The following is a 17,055-nucleotide window of genomic DNA, read 5'->3' as shown; positions in this document are numbered from 1 at the left end:
GTGCCGCACGAGCCGGTCGTCATGGACGTCACGGACCTGTCCCGGCAGATCGGTGGCCGCATCGGGCCGGGGCCGTGGCACCGGATCGACCAGGACCGGATCGACCGCTTCGCCCTGGCCACCGGCGACGACCAGTGGATCCACGTCGACCCGCAGCGGGCGGGCTCATCCCCCTTCGGCGGCACGATCGCCCACGGCTACCTGACCCTGTCGCTGCTGCCGAAGCTGCAGAACGAACTACGACAGGTCACCGGCATCTCCGCGGCGGTCAACTACGGACTGGACTCGCTTCGGTTCCCCACGCCCGTGCCGGCCGGATCCCGGGTGAGGCTGACCCTCACCATCACCGGTGTCCAGCCACGGCCGGACGGATCAACTCTGCTGCGCTCGCGGGCCGAGATCGAGGTCGAGGGCCACGACCGGCCCGCATGCGTGGCCGACACTCTGACGCTCCTGCGTCCGGCCTGACACCACACGGACCGGGGGCGCCCCGGGCACGTCCCACCGCTGGCAGAGGAGGCCGACCCCGGGCGCGTCTCGAAGCCAGCTCTTCGAGACGGCCGCGGGCGGCCTCCTCAGGGAGCGAAGAGTTCGCGGGCGTCGAGGACGGCGATGACGCGCCGCCCCCAGCGGAGGTTCTCCTCCTCGAAGCTGATCCCCCGCAGCAGCGTGAGGTACTGGCCGACCGGCTCGCCCGAGGCGAGGAAGTCCTCCTCGCTGCGGCCGGCGAGGGTGCGCTCCTGCACGAGGCGGTACGTCGCGAGCTTCGCCTCGAAGGCCTCCATGCGCTCGACGACGTGCTCACGGATCGCCTCGGGGTCGCCGGACTCGAGCGCGGCGACCTGGACGAGGAGCTCGTCGCGGACGGCGAGCGGCTTGGGCGAGCGAAGGGTGTGGGCCCGCAGTGCCTTGCGACCGGCGGCGGTGAGCCGGAAGACCCGCTTGTCGGGTCGCTTGGACTGCGCGACGTGGCGGGCGGCGACCAGACCGGCCTCCTCGAGCTTGTCGAGCTCGCGGTAGAGCTGCTGCGGGCTCGCGGTCCAGTAGTTGGCGACGGACACGTCGAAGGCCTTGGCCAGGTCGTAGCCCGACGACTCGTCGTGGGCGAGAGCGGTGAGGATCGCGTCCTGGAGGGCCATGGGGCGATGGTACGTCGCCCCTTCCACTTACTCACTTTGTTGAGTAGGTTGGGCGGCATGTTCCGAGACGCGGTGGAAGCCAAGGACCTCGACGCGGTCGACGCGCTGCTCGCGGAGGACGTCGTCTTCCGCAGCCCGGTCGCCCACACCCCCTACCCCGGCAAGGCGATCACGAGCGCGATCCTGCGCGAGGTCGTGGAGGTCTTCGAGGACTTCCGCTACGTGCGCCAGCTGCGTGACGGGTCGGAGGAGGCCTACGTCTTCGAGGCGAAGGTCGACGGGCTCGAGATCACCGGCTGCGACTTCCTCACCCTCGACGACGAGGGCAAGGTCGTCGAGTTCATGGTGATGACCCGCCCGCTCAAGGCATCTCAGGCGCTCGCCGCCCGGATGGCCGAGCGCTTCGAGGCGATCAAGCAGGCGGCTGCCAGCCGGTGAGGTCCGGCCGTTTGGCCGCGACCCCGTCACCCGACGAGCGTCCGGTGAGCCGCCGCCCGACCCACGGGCCGACGTGCTCGCGCACCCAGACCGCCTCCGTGCGCACCGACCGACGCGGCGGATCCCCCTGCGGCACAGGGGCCCACGCGTCGACCCCGGGCACATCCAGAGCGTCCGCGGCGGCCATCGCCAGACGCTCGTGCCCGAGCGGCGACAGGTGCAGCCGGTCGTCGGCCCAGGCCCGCCGGTCCTCGAAGATCGTCCCCGTCGTCACCGCAGGCGGCTCCATGCCGTGCTCCGTGGACAGCCACGTGTAGATCTCGTTGAGCACGACCCGCCGTCGCGCGAGGAGCCGGCCCGCGGGCGAGACCGACCGGATGTCGGGGATCGGCACGACGACGAGGCGCGCCCCCTTCGCCGTGAAGGGGGCGACGATCTCGGCGAGCGTCGCCCGCAGCGTGGCGGCGTCGAAGCGCGGACGCAGCAGGTCGTTCATGCCCGCGGTGAGCGTCACGACGTCCGGCTCCATCGCCAGCGCGGGTCCGACCTGCGTAGCGAGCACCTCGTGGGCACGCAGGCCACGCACCGCGAGGTTGGCGTAGTCGACCTCCCCGCGGTGCGCGGCGAGCAGCGCCGCGAGCCGGTCGGTCCAGCCCCGCGGCGTGCCGTCGGGCCACGGCTCGTCGCCGATGCCCTCCGAGAGGCTGTCGCCGATGGCCACGTAGCGCAGCGGCTGTCCCGTCATGCGATCAGACCGCAGCGGCGACGCGGGTGCCCTGGTCGATCGCTCGCTTGGCGTCGAGCTCGGCGGCGACGTCGGCACCACCGATGAGGTGCACGGTGACCCCCTTCGCCTGGAGCTCGTCGTGGAGGGTGCGGTTGGGCTCCTGCCCGGTGCACAGGACGATCGTGTCGACGTCGAGGACCTGCGGCGTGCCGTCGATGGTGACGTGCAGGCCGTCGTCGTCGATCCGCTCGTAGGTGACGCCCGGGACCATGGTCACGCCGCGGGCCTTGAGCTCGGTCCGGTGGATCCAGCCCGTCGTCATGCCGAGGCCGGCGCCGACCTTGGAGGTCTTGCGCTGCAGGAGGGTCACCTCGCGCACTGCCGACCGGTGCGAAGGGGAGGTCAGCCCACCCGGCGTGGTCTCGGCCTCATCGATGCCCCAGGTCTGCTGGAAGGCCGCGATGTCGAGGCTCGCGTCGTCGCCGGGGTCGGTGACGAAGGCCGCGACGTCGAAGCCGATGCCGCCCGCGCCGAGGATCGCGACGCGCTCCCCCACCGGGGCGCCGCCGCGCAGCACGTCGAGGTAGCCGACGACCTTGTCGTGGTCGACTCCCGGCAGCTCGGGGACGCGCGGGGTGACGCCGGTGGCGATCGCCACCTCGTCGTAGCCCTCGAGATCGTCGGCCTCGACACGGGCGCCGAGCTTGACGTCGACGCCGGTGTCGGTGAGCTTGTGCCGGAAGTAGCGCAGGGTCTCGTCGAACTCCTCCTTGCCGGGGACGCGCCGCGCGACGTCGAGCTGACCGCCGATGTCGTCGGCCGCGTCGAAGAGCGTGACGTGGTGGCCGCGCTCGGCGGCGGTCGTCGCGAAGGCCAGGCCGGCCGGTCCGGCACCGACGACGGCAATCCGCTTCGCCAGCCGGGTCGGACCGATGACCAGCTCGGTCTCGTGGCAGGCGCGGGGGTTGACGAGGCAGGAGGTGATCTTGCCGGCGAAGGTGTGGTCGAGGCAGGCCTGGTTGCAGCCGATGCAGGTGTTGATCGTCTCGGGGGCACCGGCGGCGGCCTTGTTGACCAGCTCGGGGTCGGCGAGGAAGGGCCGGGCCATCGAGATCATGTCGGCGAAGCCGTCGGCGAGGAGCTGCTCGGCGACCTCGGGGGTGTTGATGCGGTTGGTCGCGACGAGCGGGACGGTGACGGCGCCCATGAGGCGCTTCGTCACGCCGGCCCACGCGGCACGCGGAACCTGGGTGGCGATCGTGGGGACGCGGGCCTCGTGCCACCCGATGCCGGTGTTGATGATGTCGGCCCCGGCGGCCTCGACCTCGCGGGCCAGCTCGACGACCTCGTCGTGGGTCGAGCCGTCGGGCACGAGGTCGAGCATCGACAGGCGGTAGACGAGGACGAAGTCGTCGCCGACGGCGGCGCGCACGCGGCGGATAATCTCGAGCGGGAAGCGCATGCGGTTGGCGTAGGAGCCGCCCCAGCCATCGGTGCGCTGGTTGGTCCGCGTGACGATGAACTGGTTGATGAGGTAGCCCTCGGAGCCCATGATCTCGACGCCGTCGTAGCCGGCCTGCTGGGCCAGTCGCGCACACCGGGCGTAGTCGTCGATGGTGCGCTGGATGTCGGCCTCGGTCATCTCCCGCGGGACGAAGCGGCTGATCGGCGCCTGGATCGGCGACGGCGCGACCATCTGCGGGTGGTAGGCGTAGCGGCCCGTGTGCAGGATCTGCATCGCGATCCTGCCGCCCTCGGCGTGGACCGCGTCGGTGATGAGCCGGTGGTCGGCGACGTCGGCCTCGCTCGTCAGCGTCTTACCCCCGGGCAGCGGGGCGCCCTCGTCGTTGGGGGCGATGCCGCCGGTGACGATGAGGCCGGCTCCCCCCTTCGCCCGCTCGGCGTAGAAGGCGGCCATCCGCTCGAAGCCGTCGGGCTGCTCCTCGAGGCCGACGTGCATCGAGCCCATGAGGGTGCGGTTGCGCAGGGTGGTCCGCCCGACGGTGATCGGCGCGAGCAGGTGCGGGTAAGAGTGGGGCATGTCGACGACTCCAATGGTCAATTTGTTGTCTAGGTGGAGTCTGCCACGAGGATGGCGTCGACGAAAGGTGCGGTGACTCAGCCGACGCCCTGGTCGACGAGGCGCCATCGCTCGTCGTCGCCGTTGCGCGCGAAGACATAGCCCCAGCTCGTGCGACTCGTCGCGGCGAAGGACCCGTCGGACTGGAGGACCCGGAACTGCACCGGCACGTACTGCACCTGCCGCCAGTCGCCGAGGCGGGTGCCGGTCCGGTTGTAGGCACGGGCGTTGCCGATGCTGTCCTCGGCGACGATGAGGTCCCGCTGGCTCAGCAGGTCGACGTAGGACGGCACGAAGTACTCCGCCCGCTCCTCGGAGACGATCGCCCGCATCGTGTCGAGGTCGCGGGCATTGGAAGCGTCGATCCACGCCTGGGCGACCTCCTCCGGCGTCGCCTGCGCCGTCGGCACGGGCACCTGCCCCCGTGGTGCGACGAGCACATAACCCCCGACCCCACCCAGCACGACGGCCGTCACGACCACCACGATGAGCCACTGCCAACGCGACATCGCGTCCCCCTTCGATCCCCTGGGGGCACGGTACTCCGATGGGCCCGCGACAGCGGGGATCTGACGAGCCGCCCATCCGCATAACATAAGTGAAAATGCTTTCCCCTATGTAAGATCGTCACATGGCTCGCGCAGGCGACACCTCGATCACCTGGGAGACCCTGCCGTGGGATCGCGACCCGCGGCAGGCCCTCTCCCGCAGCCAGCGCGCCCGGATCACGTCGACGTACCAGGCCGCGATCCCCCGACGTATCGCGACGCTCGCTCCCACGATCACGGCGGAGGCTGCTGCGGCAGCCGATGACGCGCGGGCCGAGATCTCTCGCTTCGACGCCGAGCTGTCGACCCTGCTGCCGGGTACCGAGCTGGCCCCCCTCGCCTCGGTCCTGCTGCGCACCGAATCGGCCTCCTCCTCGCAGATCGAGGACGTCACCGCCGGGGCACGGGCGCTGGCCATGGCGGAGCTGGACCTGGCCCGCCCTGGCAGCAATGCCCAGCTCGTCGCGGCCAATGTCGAGGCCATGCGCCGAGCCGTCGAGCTCGCCGAGGAGATCTCGCCGGCGTCGATCCTCGCCGTGCACGCGGCCCTCATGCACGGGACGCCGTCTGCCGACCCGGGCACCTTCCGCGACCAGCAGGTCTGGGTCGGCGGCTCGTCGGTCTCCCCCCATGGTGCGAGCTTCGTCGCCCCGCACCACGACCGGGTCCCCGCAGCGATCGACGACCTGTGCGCCTTCATCGAGCGCACCGACGTGCCCCTCCTCGTCCAGTGCGCGATCGCGCATGCGCAGTTCGAGACGATCCATCCCTTCGTCGACGGCAACGGTCGTGTGGGGCGGGCCCTCGTGCACGCCATGCTCCAGCGCGCCGGCGCGACGACCCGTGCCACCGTCCCGGTCTCCGCCGGCCTCCTCGGCGACACCCGCAGCTATGTCGACGCCCTCACGGCCTACCGCGCGGGCGACGCCTCCCCGATCGTCACCCGGTTCGCCGACGCCGCCTTCGCCGCGATCGGCAACGGCCGTCGGCTGGCGCACGACCTCGTCGAGATCCACGAGACGTGGACCGACCGGATCACCGCGCGGCGCACGGCCGCGATCTGGCGGGTGCTCACCCTGCTGCTGCGGCAGCCCGTCATCACCTCGGCGACGATCCAGACCGAGATCGGCCTCTCGCAGCCGGCAGCCGATGCCGTGATCGCCCGGTTGCGCGACCACGGCATCGTCAGACGCGCGAGCGGCAGGCAGCGCTACGTCGCGTGGGTCGCACCTGAGGTGACCAGCGCCCTGGACGCATTCGGCGAGCGGGCTCGACGCGGCTGACGTGGCCTGACGAAGGGGGCGACGCTGCGGTCACACCGCCGACGCCACCGCCAACAGCGCCGAGGCCGCCGGGCTGAGGCGAGCACCCTTGCGCCACACCGCTGTCAGTGGACGGTCGAGGTCGAGGGTCGTGGGCGCGACGACCAGTCCTCCGGTGTCCACCTCGGCGGCGACGGCCCGCTCCGACACGACCGCCGGCCCCAGGCCGGCGCGGACCGCACCGAGCAGCGCGGCGGTCGAACCCGCCTGCAGCGCCACCGTCGGCCGCTGCCCGAGCGCCCGCTCGAAGGTGCTGCGTGTCCCGCTGCCCTCCTCGCGCAGCACCCACTCGGCAGCGCCGAGTGCGGGCGCGGTCAGCGGGGAGCGCCGGCGCGCCCACGCGTGACCGGGTGGCACCACGACGACGAGCCGGTCGGTGCCGACGACGCGGTGCTCGAGACCCGGGGTCGTCATCGTCGTCTCGACGAAGCCGATGTCGACGAGCCGGCTGCGGACCATGTCGGCCACCCGGTCGCTGTTGACGACGTGCAGCTGCGGGTGGACCTCGAGCCGCTCGCGCAGCTCGCCGAGCCAGCGCGGCAGGATGTGCTCGGCGATCGTCAGGCTCGCGGCGACGCTCACCTCGCCCCGCCTGGCCCCGCGCAGCGAGGCCAGACCCGAGCGCATCGTGTCGACCTCGCGCAGCACCTGCCGTGCCCAGGCGACGACCGCGCGCCCGTCCGTCGTCAGACGCGAGCCCCGAGGGCTGCGCTCGAGAAGGGTCAGCTGCCAGCGCGCCTCGAAGGCCCGCACCCGGGCGCTCGCTGACGGCTGGCTCAGCCCGCGCGCCCGAGCGGCCGCGCTCAGGCTGCCGGCGTCGTCCACCGCGACGACGAGCCGCAGCGTCTCGATGTCGAGGTCGGGCAGGTCAGCCATAGTCCAAGACTATGACCTGGGGCGTGACCGGGGTCTACTGGGCGGCCTCGACGACCGGCACCGTGGTGGTCATGCAGACGATGACCGCACGGCCCCCTTCGAGACGCTTGCTGCGCAAGCTCCTCAGGGAGCGAGGGTCGGCAGCGACGCTCGTCGCACCGCTGGCCGCTGCCGCAACGGCGTTGGCCCTGAGCACGGTGGTCCCGCTGCTCGGCCCCCTGCTCATCGCCCTGGTCATCGGGGTGGTCGTGGTCAACAGCCGTCTGGGCAGCCACCCGGCGATCGCCGATCACGGCGCCGCCACTCGGTTCCTCCTCCGGCTGGGCGTGGCCGCGCTCGGGCTGCGCCTCCCCTTCGCCGACATCGTCTCGATCGGGCCGAGCGGGCTCGTCGTCATCGCGGCGACGGTGGTCGCGACCTTCACGGGCACGCGCTACGTCGGTCGGCGGCTCGGCCTCGAGTGCGGACTGGTGACGCTCGTCGCCACGGGCTTTTCCATCTGCGGCGCCGCGGCCATCGCCGCCGTCGAGGACACCGTCCGAGCCAGGCAGCAGCACGTCGCCCTGGCCGTCGCCATGGTGACGATCTATGGCTCGGCGATGATCGTCGCCGTGCCCTGGCTCGCCGGGGTCATCGGTCTGAGCGATGAGCAGGCGGCGATCTGGGCCGGCGCGAGCATCCACGAGGTCGCGCAGGTGGCCGCGGCGGGCTCGCTCATCGGCACCTCCGCCGTGGCGCTGGCCATGACGGTCAAGCTCGGCCGGGTCGCCCTGCTCGCACCGCTGACGGTCGTGCTCGCCCGCACCACCCCCGGGGCGAAGGGAGCGACCGCTCCCCTGGTCCCGTGGTTCATCGTCGCCTTCGTCGGCGCCGTCGCCGTCCGCACGAGCGGCCTGCTGCCACAGGGGGTCCTGTCGGTCACCGACGTGCTGACGACGCTGCTGCTCGCAGCCGGCATGTACGGCCTCGGCTTGGGCATCCGCGCCCGTGACCTGTGGCCGCTGCCGGTGCAGGTGCTCACCCTCGCGACGATCTCGACGATCATCGCCGCAGGCACCTCGCTGGCGCTGGTCCTCGCGCTCACCTGAGGGCATGGCGCAGCGACGTCTCGCAGCCCTCTAGGCTCGGGCCCCGGTCGCCGTCGAAGGAGGGGCATGAGCCAGTACCGTCTCGCGGAGCACGCACCTGCCGCGACGCCCGCGCCCGGCACGACCACGTGGATCACGCTCGTGGCACTGCTGTCGGCGGGGTGGGCGACCAACCACTTCGCGGCGATGCTGCCCGTCCTCGCCGAGGTCGCGCACATCTCCAAGCCGGGGCTGGACGCCGCCTTCGGTCTGTATGCCCTGGGTCTGCTGCCGAGCCTGCTGCTCGGCGGCGGGCTGTCCGACCGGCACGGCCGACGCCCGGTCGTGGTCACCGGCCTGACCCTCGCGGGCCTGGGCAACCTCGTCATGCTCGCCTGGTCGACGCTGCCCGGCATCACCGTCGGCCGCCTCGTCGTCGGGCTCGGCGTCGGCATGGTCGCCAGCGCCGGCACGGCGTGGGCGGCCGACCAGGACGAGACGAAGGGGGCGGCCCGCGCCGGGGTCCTGCTGACGAGCGGCTTCGCCGTCGGTCCCGTGGCCACGGCCCTGATCGCGTGGGTGGCGCCGGAGCGAGCTGGTGCGCACCTCGCCTTCGCCGTCCCGGTGCTGCTCACCGGGGTGTGCGCGCTGCTCTGCCTGCGGGTGCCCGACCGCGGTCCCGCGGGGGCGGCGGCGCGACGGGCCACCGCCGGCGACACTCCCCCGACGCTCGTGACGGAGGAGCCCCGGCTGGGACCTGCCCTCGCGGCGTCGCTGCCGATGGCGCTGTGGGTCTTCGCCTGCGTCACCGTCTCGATGATCGTGCTCACCGAGCGGATCGACGAGCAGTACGCCGGACCCCTGCTGCCAGCCGTAGCCGCGGTCCTGTCGCTCGGCACCGGCGTCCTCGCGCAGGTGGGGATGCGTCGTGTCGGCGGGTGGCGCGGCCTCGGCGTCGTAGGCGCCGCACTGGCGACGACCGGCTACGTCAGCGCGGGGGCGGCAGGCGCGCAGGTCGGGCTGGCGACCTTCGTGGTGTGCTCGGTGATCCTCGGCTGCGCCTACGGCCTGTGCCTCGGGCAGGGGCTGCGCGACGTCGAGCGGCTGGCCCCGCTCGCCAGCCGCGGCGTGGCGACCGGCCTCTTCTACGTCGTCTCCTACTCGGGCTTCGCCCTCCCCTTCGTCCTCAACACCTACGAGGACCGCCTCGGCGCGTCGGCCCCGATGTACGTGCTGGCCGCGCTGGCGGCAATCACCGCCCTGGCGCGGTTGCGGCAGATGCGCCAAGGCGGCGCCCCGCGCCCTGCTCCTCAGTAGGCAGCCACCGCAACGTCGGTCGCCGCGAAGTCGTCGCCCTTGAAGAGGAGTGCATCCCTGCGGTCGGTGGCGAGCGCGTAGGCGAAGCAGTCCCCGAGGTTCAGGCCAGCAGGGCTCCCACTCCCTCGGCCGAAGTCACGGTGCGCCTCCCGAGCCAACACCGCCTGCTCGGGGGTGAGTGCCACGACCTGCACCTCCAGCGCGTCGAGGAGCTGGTCGAACCTGCGCCGGGTGGCGGGAGCCGACCGCCGGTCGATGACGATGCCGCACTCGACGTAGGTGGCCGCGGACATCTCCACAACCGTCGCGTCGCCCATGGCCCGCAGGAGTCGGTCAGCCTCGGGCTCGCCCAGGATTATCGCCATCATCGCCGAGGTGTCGACGATCATGCGGGCAGCCCGTGCTCGTCGTACATCGCCTCGAGATCAACCTTCATGGCCGCGCGGTCGGCATCCGTCCACGAGTCGCGCATCGCGCCAGCAATCTCTCGGGCCCGTTCCACCCGACTCCCCGCAGGGTTCGTCCCCCCCGCGGCGTCGAGCCCGGCGAGGTACTGCTCGAGAGCCGCCTCCAGCGCACTCACCTGGGTTGCCCCCGTGCGCCGCGCAGCTTCTCTGGCCAACTCGTGGACCCGCTCGTTCTTGATGTTCAACGCCATCGCTACACCTCCTACCCAAGAAACTACACCCTTACACCAGGGCGATGGATCGCATCACGCCCCCGTCAGATCGAGCGCCTCCCGCTGCAGGCTCAGGGCCGTCAGCCGGGCTCGTAGGGCGACTGCAGCGTCAACTGATCGAGGGCTCCGAGTGGGGCGATCCCCGCAAGCTGCCAGACGCGGGTGACCGGGGCGTCGGCCAGCTCGATGTCCGCGGGGAAGCCGGCGAGCGGTACTCGCTCATCACCTTCAGAGCTCGTCGCCGGTTCGCTCGGTCTCGGCCAGGCGCGGGGCACCGTCGCCTCAGGCCCCTACAGCGGATGCCGCCCGCCTCAGCGCCGCCAGCGCCGTATCCCATGGGATGCGTTCCTGCTCAAGGCGCGCGTGCCCTTCGCGTATCAGGCGATCGCGAGCGGTCCCCTCGTCGCGAGTGAGATTCGTGAGCGAGCCTGTTGCCGGTGTCGGGTCGCTCACCCACAGGTCCCGATGCGCGAGGAGGGTCTGCTCGTCCATGAGCACTGACTGGACCTCGGGTAGGTGACTGCGCAGTCGGTGCAGGATCGCGAAGCCGTCGCTGTCCAGGTCACCCCAATAGATGACCGGTGCCGTCCGCACCCAGGGCAGTTCCCCGATGACATCCACGGCGTACCCCGATCCGTGCACCACCACCGCGCCCGGCCATGGCGGCATGGCCAGGACCGACTCGAGGTTCTCGAAGACGAAGGTCACGCGCTGCCCCGGGCCCAACCCACGTAGCTGTTCACGACTTGCCGCGAAGTCACTGACCCCACCGGGCACCAGGTCCGGGTCGAGCACCCGCACGCGCACGAGCGGATCAGAGGCGACGATGCCGAGTGCCTCACGGCCCCCGGCGGCCAGAACCAAGGCACTGACGAGACCGCGGTTGGCGCCGAACCACTTGCTGTCCACGCCCCGGATCGGTAGCTGCCGCGGGCGCATCCCCTCGACATCGTTGTGCAGCAACCATGCGCTGGCGGCGAGGATATGGTTGAACCGCTCCGGCGAGACGTCCGTGAGGGTCGCCCCGTGACGCCGGATGGTGGCGGTGATCTCGTCCGACTCGCCCAGCGCGTCGCGTACCCGTGACACCCGGCCCGTCAACGTCCGCCATCGCCGGGAGGTCTCCCCCCTCGCGAAGGAGGCCACGGCGGAGGGATCCTGCAGACGCAGCCGAACCGGGACACGCTGCCGCCCGATGCTCCGCCACGCACGCGTCTCCCACTCCACGCTCACGCCAGCCGGCAGTTCCGCGGCGTCCCACTCGCGCACCCACGACTCCGCAGCCGAAGCGTCCACGCGCGCGACGCGCTCCGTCGGCGGGTGCAGGGCGATGGTCATCGCCGGTACCGGCACGATGGACGTCGCCCATGTCGTCATCGCCCGTCGGAGGCGCTGCTCTGCGCGGTCGCGCGCCTCGCGCACGGTGATCACGGCGCGCCTGCCCGGTCCCACTGCAGTTGGGCGACGAGCGATCGCTGCCGTGTAGGGTTCTCGATGGACGTCGCCCCGTCGACGTAAGGCTCGATAGTCTGGAGCAGCTTCTGCGGAGTGGCCAGCACCATCTGGAAGCCGAACTCCACGAAGATGTCCAGCGCCATCCTCGTGTAGCGCGTGTCTGCCTTGTCGAAGGCCTCGTCGAGCACGATCGTGCCGTAGCGCGGGTAGACGTCGTCGATGGCCGCGAGCTGATAGCGCAGCGCGGCCGCGAGGCAGAAGATCACCAACTTCTGCTGCTGCCCCCCGGACATCGCCGCGCCGGAGTCATACGTGGCTCCGACGACGCCCGCGTCATCCACCTCCCTCGCGAGGAAGGTCACGTGCTGGCGCGTGTCCAGGCAGGTCTGGCGCCATGTCCGGTCGACCGGATCGCTCGAGTCCAGTCGCCGCATGACCTCCGCAAGAGTGGCGAAGCGCGACTCGGCGCTCTCGAGGTCGTCGTCGGTCCAGCTGTTGTCCGTGATCGAGCGCAGGTCCTGAAGGAACCGCGAGGCTGTCTCAGGCCGCCGGGTCTTCACCTGCAGCTGGAGATGGACGCCGGTGTCGAAGAGAGAACGCCGCAGGCTGTCGTTGATCGGCGCGACCCGCTCGGCGATCTCGTGGGGCGCGGTCTGGATTTCGTTGACCAGGTCACCGATGAGGTCGCGGGACCGTTCGCGCAGGAGCCGGAGGAAGTCCGCCTCGTGCTCGGGCAGACCGCGCGCCACGATCGAATCGAGCAGGTCGAGGAACCCAGCGCGGTCATCGACCGTGGCGGTCAGCTCGGCGGAGGCTTCCGGCCAGGTGCTCATGAACGTCACCTCGGAGGTCACGAGACTTTCGGCGGCCTCACTCACGTCGGCGAGCGCACGGTCTCGCTCCGCTTGCAGGGTGCGGACGACGACCATGCCACGCTCGGGCAGCTGTGCGCGGGTCAGTCTCCGCCTATCGCGGAAGCGCTCATCGAGCTCCGCCCGAAGACTCTCCTCCACCTCCGGGACGTGACCAGCGTCGATGGCGGTCTGGATCTCGTCGATCACCCGATCCACGTCGCGCGCCTCGGTTCGGGCGGACTCCACCTGGACCCTGACGTCGACGGACGCCTGCTGCGCCTCGCCATGCTCGGCTTCGGCCGAGCGAAGTGACTCCAGCGCATCGTGCAGGCCGCTCGCCCGGGAGGTCAGGGCGCTGAGCTGCTTGTCGACGGCGTCAACGGTGGCGTGCGCACCGTCCCTGTCGATGTCGCTCCACGTCTGGTTGCGGACCACTCTGAGGACGCCGCGGCGGTGCGACTCGTGATCACGCTGCTCCTCGAGACCTCGGATGACCGCCTCTGCCTCATCCACTCGCCGCTGTGCCGCAGCGCGGTGCTCGATGAGGGCGTCGAGGAGAGCTGTGGGGTCGCCGAGGACCCACCGCTTGCGGTCGTCGACCGGCCAACGGTCGTCCTTCTCATACCGGGTCTGCGAGGAGCGGACCTGGCCGTTGATCGTCACCGAACGCGGGTGATCCCCCATCGCGTCGGGGTGGTCGACGCAGGTGTAGTCATATCGCTCGGAAAGTCGACGCAGCATCCACTCGCGGAAGGCGCCCTCCCGCACGTCGACCCGGTTGACGAGGGAACGCGGGTCCGTCGCTGGCCGCAGCGCCGAACTGTCGTCCCGCACCTCCTCGATGACCACGCGGGTGCCCAGCCGGGTCGCGTCGACCCACCGCCGCGCGGCCACCAAGTGCGGTGTGCGGACAAGCATCGTCAGTGCGAAGGGCCGCAGCACGCGCTCGATCGCGCCCCGCCACTGCTCGTACTCCGACCGGACGTCGAGCAGCTCCGCGGCGAAGGGCAGGGAGGCCTCCGGGACCGACATCTGATCGGCGAGTGACTGGCGAACGTCGAGCAACGCGCGCGGCACTCCGCTCCGGGACGTGCGCGCCGACTCGATCGCCCGGTCGGCAGCCCGCAGATCGGCCCGCGCGGTGGCCAACTCGGCCTGTTGCTCGTGACTCGGACCTGCCGCGGGGCCAGCCTGCTCGAGCGTCCGGTCGATCGTCGCCATCAGCTCGGCGTAGTCCTGGCGAGAGGTCGGTGCGCCCTCCACACCGACCCCGCGCAACTGCTCGTCGAGCTGTTGCCAGCGCTCGCTCACCGAACGAGCATGCTGCTCGGCGCCCCGGCGCCGGTCCCGCAGAACCTCGACCTGCGCGCCGCCCCGCTCGTGCGCCGCGGCCTCCGCAGCCCGGACCCTCTCCTGCGCCTTGTTGAGGCTCTCCTGCTTCATGCGCGCGTCGTCCTCGAGAGCGATCAGTCGGGCCCGTAGGTCGGCCCGCTCCTCGGTGGCCAGTCCGAGGGTGCGACGTCGACGATAGGGCTCCTCGGCGTCGATGAGTGCCGTGGCGTGTCGGGCGATCTCGTCCGCTGCCTCGTGGGCCTGCGCATGAGTCCGGAGCTGGAGGAGGTGATCGCGTTGCTTGCGCAGCTGGACGACGCGGTCGTGAGCCGCCCGCAGCTCGCCGAACTGTGTCGTCGCCGTCTCCGCGAGGTCGAAGGTCGTCGGCCGCTCGAGCATGTGGTCGCGGAAGAGCTGGTCGAGACTGTCGAGATGCTTTGCCGCCTGGGTCTTGTGCAGCAGCTGGAGGGCACCCTCGGAGTCCATCCCGAGGATCGAGCGCATCCGGGCGTAGAAGCGACCGTGGGCGTGGTTGCTCGTGACGAGCGCATCAGGGTGGGCCTGCTGGAGTCTGCGGGTCTGCAGACCGTCGACCGCGAACTCCTGCAACTCGCCGAGGTCGACCTCAGTCCGCTCGAGGAGACACAGGTCGTTGATGTCGGCGGAGGTCGAGCTCGTGGCTCGCGCGAAGAACAGGCGCGCCAGAGACAGCACTCCACTGGCACCGTCCTCGAAACGGAGCACGATGCCGCTCCACGTGGCCCTGGGGCGCAGGTAGGCGCTGACGATCCGGTCCTCGTGCTCGTCCACGGTGCGTGACCAGGCACCGCGGACATAGGTCAGGGTGTCGCGCTGGTTGCCCCGCTTGACCGACCCCTGTGCCGCTTGGTTGAAGCGCAGCCACTTGTCGGGGGTGAGCACTGTGGCGATCGCGTCGAGGAGTGAGGACTTACCCGACCCCGAGGGGCCGGTGATCAGATGTCCCCGTCGGGCGACCGGCACGCGATAGATGGCGCCGTGGAAGGTACCCCAGTTGGCTACCTGCACCTCGGCAAGGCGCCACTGCCCCTCGAAGGAACGTCCGGCATCCAAGATCATGGGGTGAGACCCCCGTCGTCGGCAGTCGGCTCCTCGGCCGACTCGTCGGCAACCAGCCTGTCGTACTGCTCCTGCAGCGCCGTGGCGAGGTCGTGGTCGACGATGAACTTCACCACCGGGGAGATCTCGACACGCTCCTCGTCGACGGGGTGCAGGACGCGGTAACGATTGGCCATGCGCCCCCAGGCAGCGTTGAGACTGCGCTGGAAGGTCTGGGCATCACCGGTGCGGTAGACGAAGAGTCGCTCGAATACCTCGTCCCTCCCGACGATGACGCGCGGCTCTCCCACGGCGGCGAGCAACAGCTGGCGCAGGGTGAGCAGCATGATCGAGTCGATGAGGCTCAGGCTCTCGGTCCGCAGCGCGCTCGGAGCATCGATCTCGGGCACGGTCACCTTGCGCGTGAAGGCGAACTCATCCCGCCGGTCGATGACCAGGTCGAGGAAGAGGTCATGCAATCGCGAGCGGATGGCGGTCTCGTCCGCGACGAGCGCAGCCCAGAGCTGAGGGCGGCGCCTGCCGGAGAGGTAGGGACCCTTGAGGACCTCGAGCAGCGCCCGCCGCGAGGGTTCACGGAGGGAGCCGAGGTCGCCGTCCCAGAGCGACTCGGTGGCACCGGGCTCGGTCATGACGTCATCACTCATACGATGGCCTCCTGGAAGAGGTGCTGTGACACAACGGCTCGGCGCTCGATGTCGTCGACGCCGCGCCAGATCAACTGCTCGACCTCACGGCCATCGACGTGACCGTACGTTGAGGCGAGCGAGAGCAGAACGACGACGCTCCCAAGCCCCTGAGTGGCGGGTCGCCGCCGGAGGACGTCTCCCACCGAGACGGGTGAAGTGACCGCCAGCTCGGCATTGACGTTGTCGATGAGCTCGGCGAAGTCGATCTCGCCCTCCCGCGCAATGGCGCGGAGCGCCTCCAGGTCGAGTTGACTCTCAGCGGCATCGGCGAGGGCATCGCCGGTGTCGTAGTCGGCCGGGTCGTGCAGGACGAGCTCGCCCACCGTCGAGAGGCGTAGGGAGGACAGCTCGAGCTCTCGACCAAGGTCCGCAGTGGGGCGGACGCTGCGCGCCGCCGGTCCGGCCGCTGCCAGCGCCTGCTGCAGCGAGTCGCGCAGGGCGCGATCGCGCTGGAAGTCCTGCGAGTAGACGTACCGTCGCAGGCCACGTGCGAACTCGGTGAGGACGAGGTGGACGTCGCGGCTGTTGGACTTGAGGTCGCGCACCAGGGATCGCATGGTGCGCCGGTCATCCGTGGACATCGTGGCGGCGAAGCTGCGCTCGAGCACCGCCGCGAGATCCCCTTCGAGCGCCGAAGAGCGCTCCGGGTCGCGGATCAAGGTGGCGAACCCGGAGAAGGTCTGCCCCTCGTCGGAGGACTCGATGAGGTCGACGCCGCGGAAGACGTCGTCGAGGACGTGCCGGTCGTCCTCGTCGGCGTGGAGGATGCGCTCGCGGAGGTCGTGGTTGAGCGTCTCGAAGCGGGCCCTCACACCGGCGAAGTCAGCTGGCAGGTCACGGACCTGGAGCAGGATGTCGGTCGCCCTCTCGAGGGCGGTGCGCTCGTCGAGGACACTGACCTCACCGTGCTGGACGCGCTCAATCTCGGCATCGATGCGGTCGCGCTCGGCGCGCAGCGCGGCGAGCCGACGCTCGGCGTCCGGGTCGGTGTCGACTGCCAGTGACTTGATCGCCTGGGCCAGGCTGAGCAGGCGTGATTGCGTCACCGTGGAGGCCGGCTCCTCCAACTGGTCCAAGACCCGGATGGCCTGGAAGGCCTCCGACGAGAGCTCGAGCGTCTCCCCACGGGCCCCACTCGCCGGTCGTCGCTGAAGGAACCCGGCACCTCGCCAGTCGTCACAGTAGGCCCGGGCCGTCCGGGGCAGGTCGAAGTGGTCTCGCAGGAGCTCGAGGTCGGCGTCCATGCGCTCGAAGAGCTCGTCCGTGGCCATCCGCGCGCCGGGGCGACCCAGATGGGCGGCCAGCAGGCTGGCGATGATCGGAATGCTGTCGGCACGAAGCATCCGCATGGTCGCGTCATGGGCGACCATGCGCTGGATGGCGAGTGCCTTCGAGACCGTGGACACGTGAGCCATCCTGACAGCCGCCACCGACAAC

16 protein-coding genes are annotated in these 17,055 nt (G+C 70.9%); 5 read left to right on the top strand and 11 right to left on the bottom strand.

Annotation, left to right across the window (positions count from 1 at the left end; genetic code table 11):
• Positions 1 to 468, top strand: coding sequence for a MaoC family dehydratase (locus H7A72_RS06360; protein ID WP_223277808.1), 468 nt, complete (start codon positions 1 to 3; stop codon positions 466 to 468).
• A gap of 107 nt (positions 469 to 575) precedes the next feature.
• Here H7A72_RS06360 and H7A72_RS06355 read toward each other — a convergent pair whose 3' ends face one another.
• Entirely contained in the window at positions 576 to 1,139 is a 564-nt protein-coding gene (locus H7A72_RS06355) for a PadR family transcriptional regulator (RefSeq protein ID WP_185222016.1), read from the bottom strand.
• Between the two features lie 57 nt (positions 1,140 to 1,196).
• Between H7A72_RS06355 and H7A72_RS06350 the strand changes: the two genes are divergently transcribed.
• Positions 1,197 to 1,577, top strand: coding sequence for a nuclear transport factor 2 family protein (locus H7A72_RS06350; RefSeq protein WP_185222015.1), 381 nt, complete (start codon positions 1,197 to 1,199; stop codon positions 1,575 to 1,577).
• Here the strand turns inward: H7A72_RS06350 and H7A72_RS06345 are convergent.
• The 3 genes from H7A72_RS06345 to H7A72_RS06335 form a co-directional block, all read right to left on the bottom strand.
• Complete coding sequence (locus H7A72_RS06345; protein ID WP_185222014.1) at positions 1,552 to 2,322, bottom strand: SGNH/GDSL hydrolase family protein; 771 nt, start codon at positions 2,320 to 2,322, stop codon at positions 1,552 to 1,554. The two genes, H7A72_RS06350 and H7A72_RS06345, sit on opposite strands and share 26 nt — an antisense overlap.
• Positions 2,323 to 2,326: 4 nt before the next feature.
• A complete protein-coding gene (locus H7A72_RS06340) occupies positions 2,327 to 4,345 on the bottom strand; it encodes an NADPH-dependent 2,4-dienoyl-CoA reductase (RefSeq protein ID WP_185222013.1) in 2,019 nt (672 codons plus the stop codon).
• 77 nt (positions 4,346 to 4,422) lie between these two features.
• Positions 4,423 to 4,893, bottom strand: a complete 471-nt coding sequence (locus tag H7A72_RS06335) for a hypothetical protein (protein ID WP_185222012.1) — start codon at positions 4,891 to 4,893, stop codon at positions 4,423 to 4,425.
• 122 nt (positions 4,894 to 5,015) lie between these two features.
• Between H7A72_RS06335 and H7A72_RS06330 the strand changes: the two genes are divergently transcribed.
• Positions 5,016 to 6,215, top strand: coding sequence for a Fic family protein (locus tag H7A72_RS06330; protein ID WP_084450519.1), 1,200 nt, complete (start codon positions 5,016 to 5,018; stop codon positions 6,213 to 6,215).
• Positions 6,216 to 6,245: 30 nt separating this feature from the next.
• Here the strand turns inward: H7A72_RS06330 and H7A72_RS06325 are convergent, their stop codons facing one another.
• Positions 6,246 to 7,130: a LysR family transcriptional regulator gene (locus H7A72_RS06325; RefSeq protein ID WP_223277807.1), complete on the bottom strand. Its 885-nt coding sequence runs from the start codon at positions 7,128 to 7,130 to the stop codon at positions 6,246 to 6,248.
• A gap of 11 nt (positions 7,131 to 7,141) precedes the next feature.
• On the opposite strand from H7A72_RS06325, the gene H7A72_RS06320 reads away from it, so the two are divergent.
• Together H7A72_RS06320 and H7A72_RS06315 are read left to right on the top strand one after the other, a co-directional pair.
• The gene (locus H7A72_RS06320) at positions 7,142 to 8,218 is read left to right on the top strand and encodes a YeiH family protein (RefSeq protein ID WP_185222011.1); all 1,077 of its coding nucleotides are present in this window, start codon (positions 7,142 to 7,144) and stop codon (positions 8,216 to 8,218) included.
• A 66-nt stretch (positions 8,219 to 8,284) separates the two neighbouring features.
• A complete protein-coding gene (locus H7A72_RS06315; protein ID WP_185222010.1) occupies positions 8,285 to 9,514 on the top strand; it encodes an MFS transporter in 1,230 nt (409 codons plus the stop codon).
• On the opposite strand, the gene H7A72_RS06310 is transcribed toward H7A72_RS06315, so the two are convergent.
• The 6 genes from H7A72_RS06310 to H7A72_RS06285 all read right to left on the bottom strand — a co-directional run bounded on the left by H7A72_RS06310 (position 9,508) and on the right by H7A72_RS06285 (position 17,024).
• Positions 9,508 to 9,903: a type II toxin-antitoxin system VapC family toxin gene (locus H7A72_RS06310; RefSeq protein WP_185222009.1), complete on the bottom strand. Its 396-nt coding sequence runs from the start codon at positions 9,901 to 9,903 to the stop codon at positions 9,508 to 9,510. The two genes, H7A72_RS06315 and H7A72_RS06310, sit on opposite strands and share 7 nt — an antisense overlap.
• A complete protein-coding gene (locus H7A72_RS06305; RefSeq protein ID WP_185222008.1) occupies positions 9,900 to 10,172 on the bottom strand; it encodes a type II toxin-antitoxin system VapB family antitoxin in 273 nt (90 codons plus the stop codon). Before H7A72_RS06305 ends, H7A72_RS06310 begins: the two co-directional genes overlap by 4 nt.
• Positions 10,173 to 10,475: 303 nt before the next feature.
• Positions 10,476 to 11,624, bottom strand: a complete 1,149-nt coding sequence (locus H7A72_RS06300; RefSeq protein WP_223277806.1) for a Wadjet anti-phage system protein JetD domain-containing protein — start codon at positions 11,622 to 11,624, stop codon at positions 10,476 to 10,478.
• A complete protein-coding gene (locus H7A72_RS06295) occupies positions 11,621 to 14,932 on the bottom strand; it encodes an ATP-binding protein (protein WP_185222007.1) in 3,312 nt (1,103 codons plus the stop codon). The genes H7A72_RS06300 and H7A72_RS06295 overlap by 4 nt, the downstream gene beginning before the upstream one ends.
• Entirely contained in the window at positions 14,929 to 15,576 is a 648-nt protein-coding gene (locus H7A72_RS06290) for a DUF4194 domain-containing protein (RefSeq protein WP_185222006.1), read from the bottom strand. Before H7A72_RS06290 ends, H7A72_RS06295 begins: the two co-directional genes overlap by 4 nt.
• On the bottom strand, positions 15,573 to 17,024 hold the full coding sequence (locus H7A72_RS06285; protein WP_185222005.1) for a DUF3375 domain-containing protein: 1,452 nt from the start codon (positions 17,022 to 17,024) through the stop codon (positions 15,573 to 15,575). Before H7A72_RS06285 ends, H7A72_RS06290 begins: the two co-directional genes overlap by 4 nt.
• Positions 17,025 to 17,055 lie beyond the last annotated feature (31 nt).

This window comes from Janibacter sp. YB324 (assembly GCF_014217915.1).
GTDB classification, from domain to species: domain Bacteria; phylum Actinomycetota; class Actinomycetes; order Actinomycetales; family Dermatophilaceae; genus Janibacter; species Janibacter indicus.
This window is presented reverse-complemented; position numbering and strand designations above follow the sequence as displayed.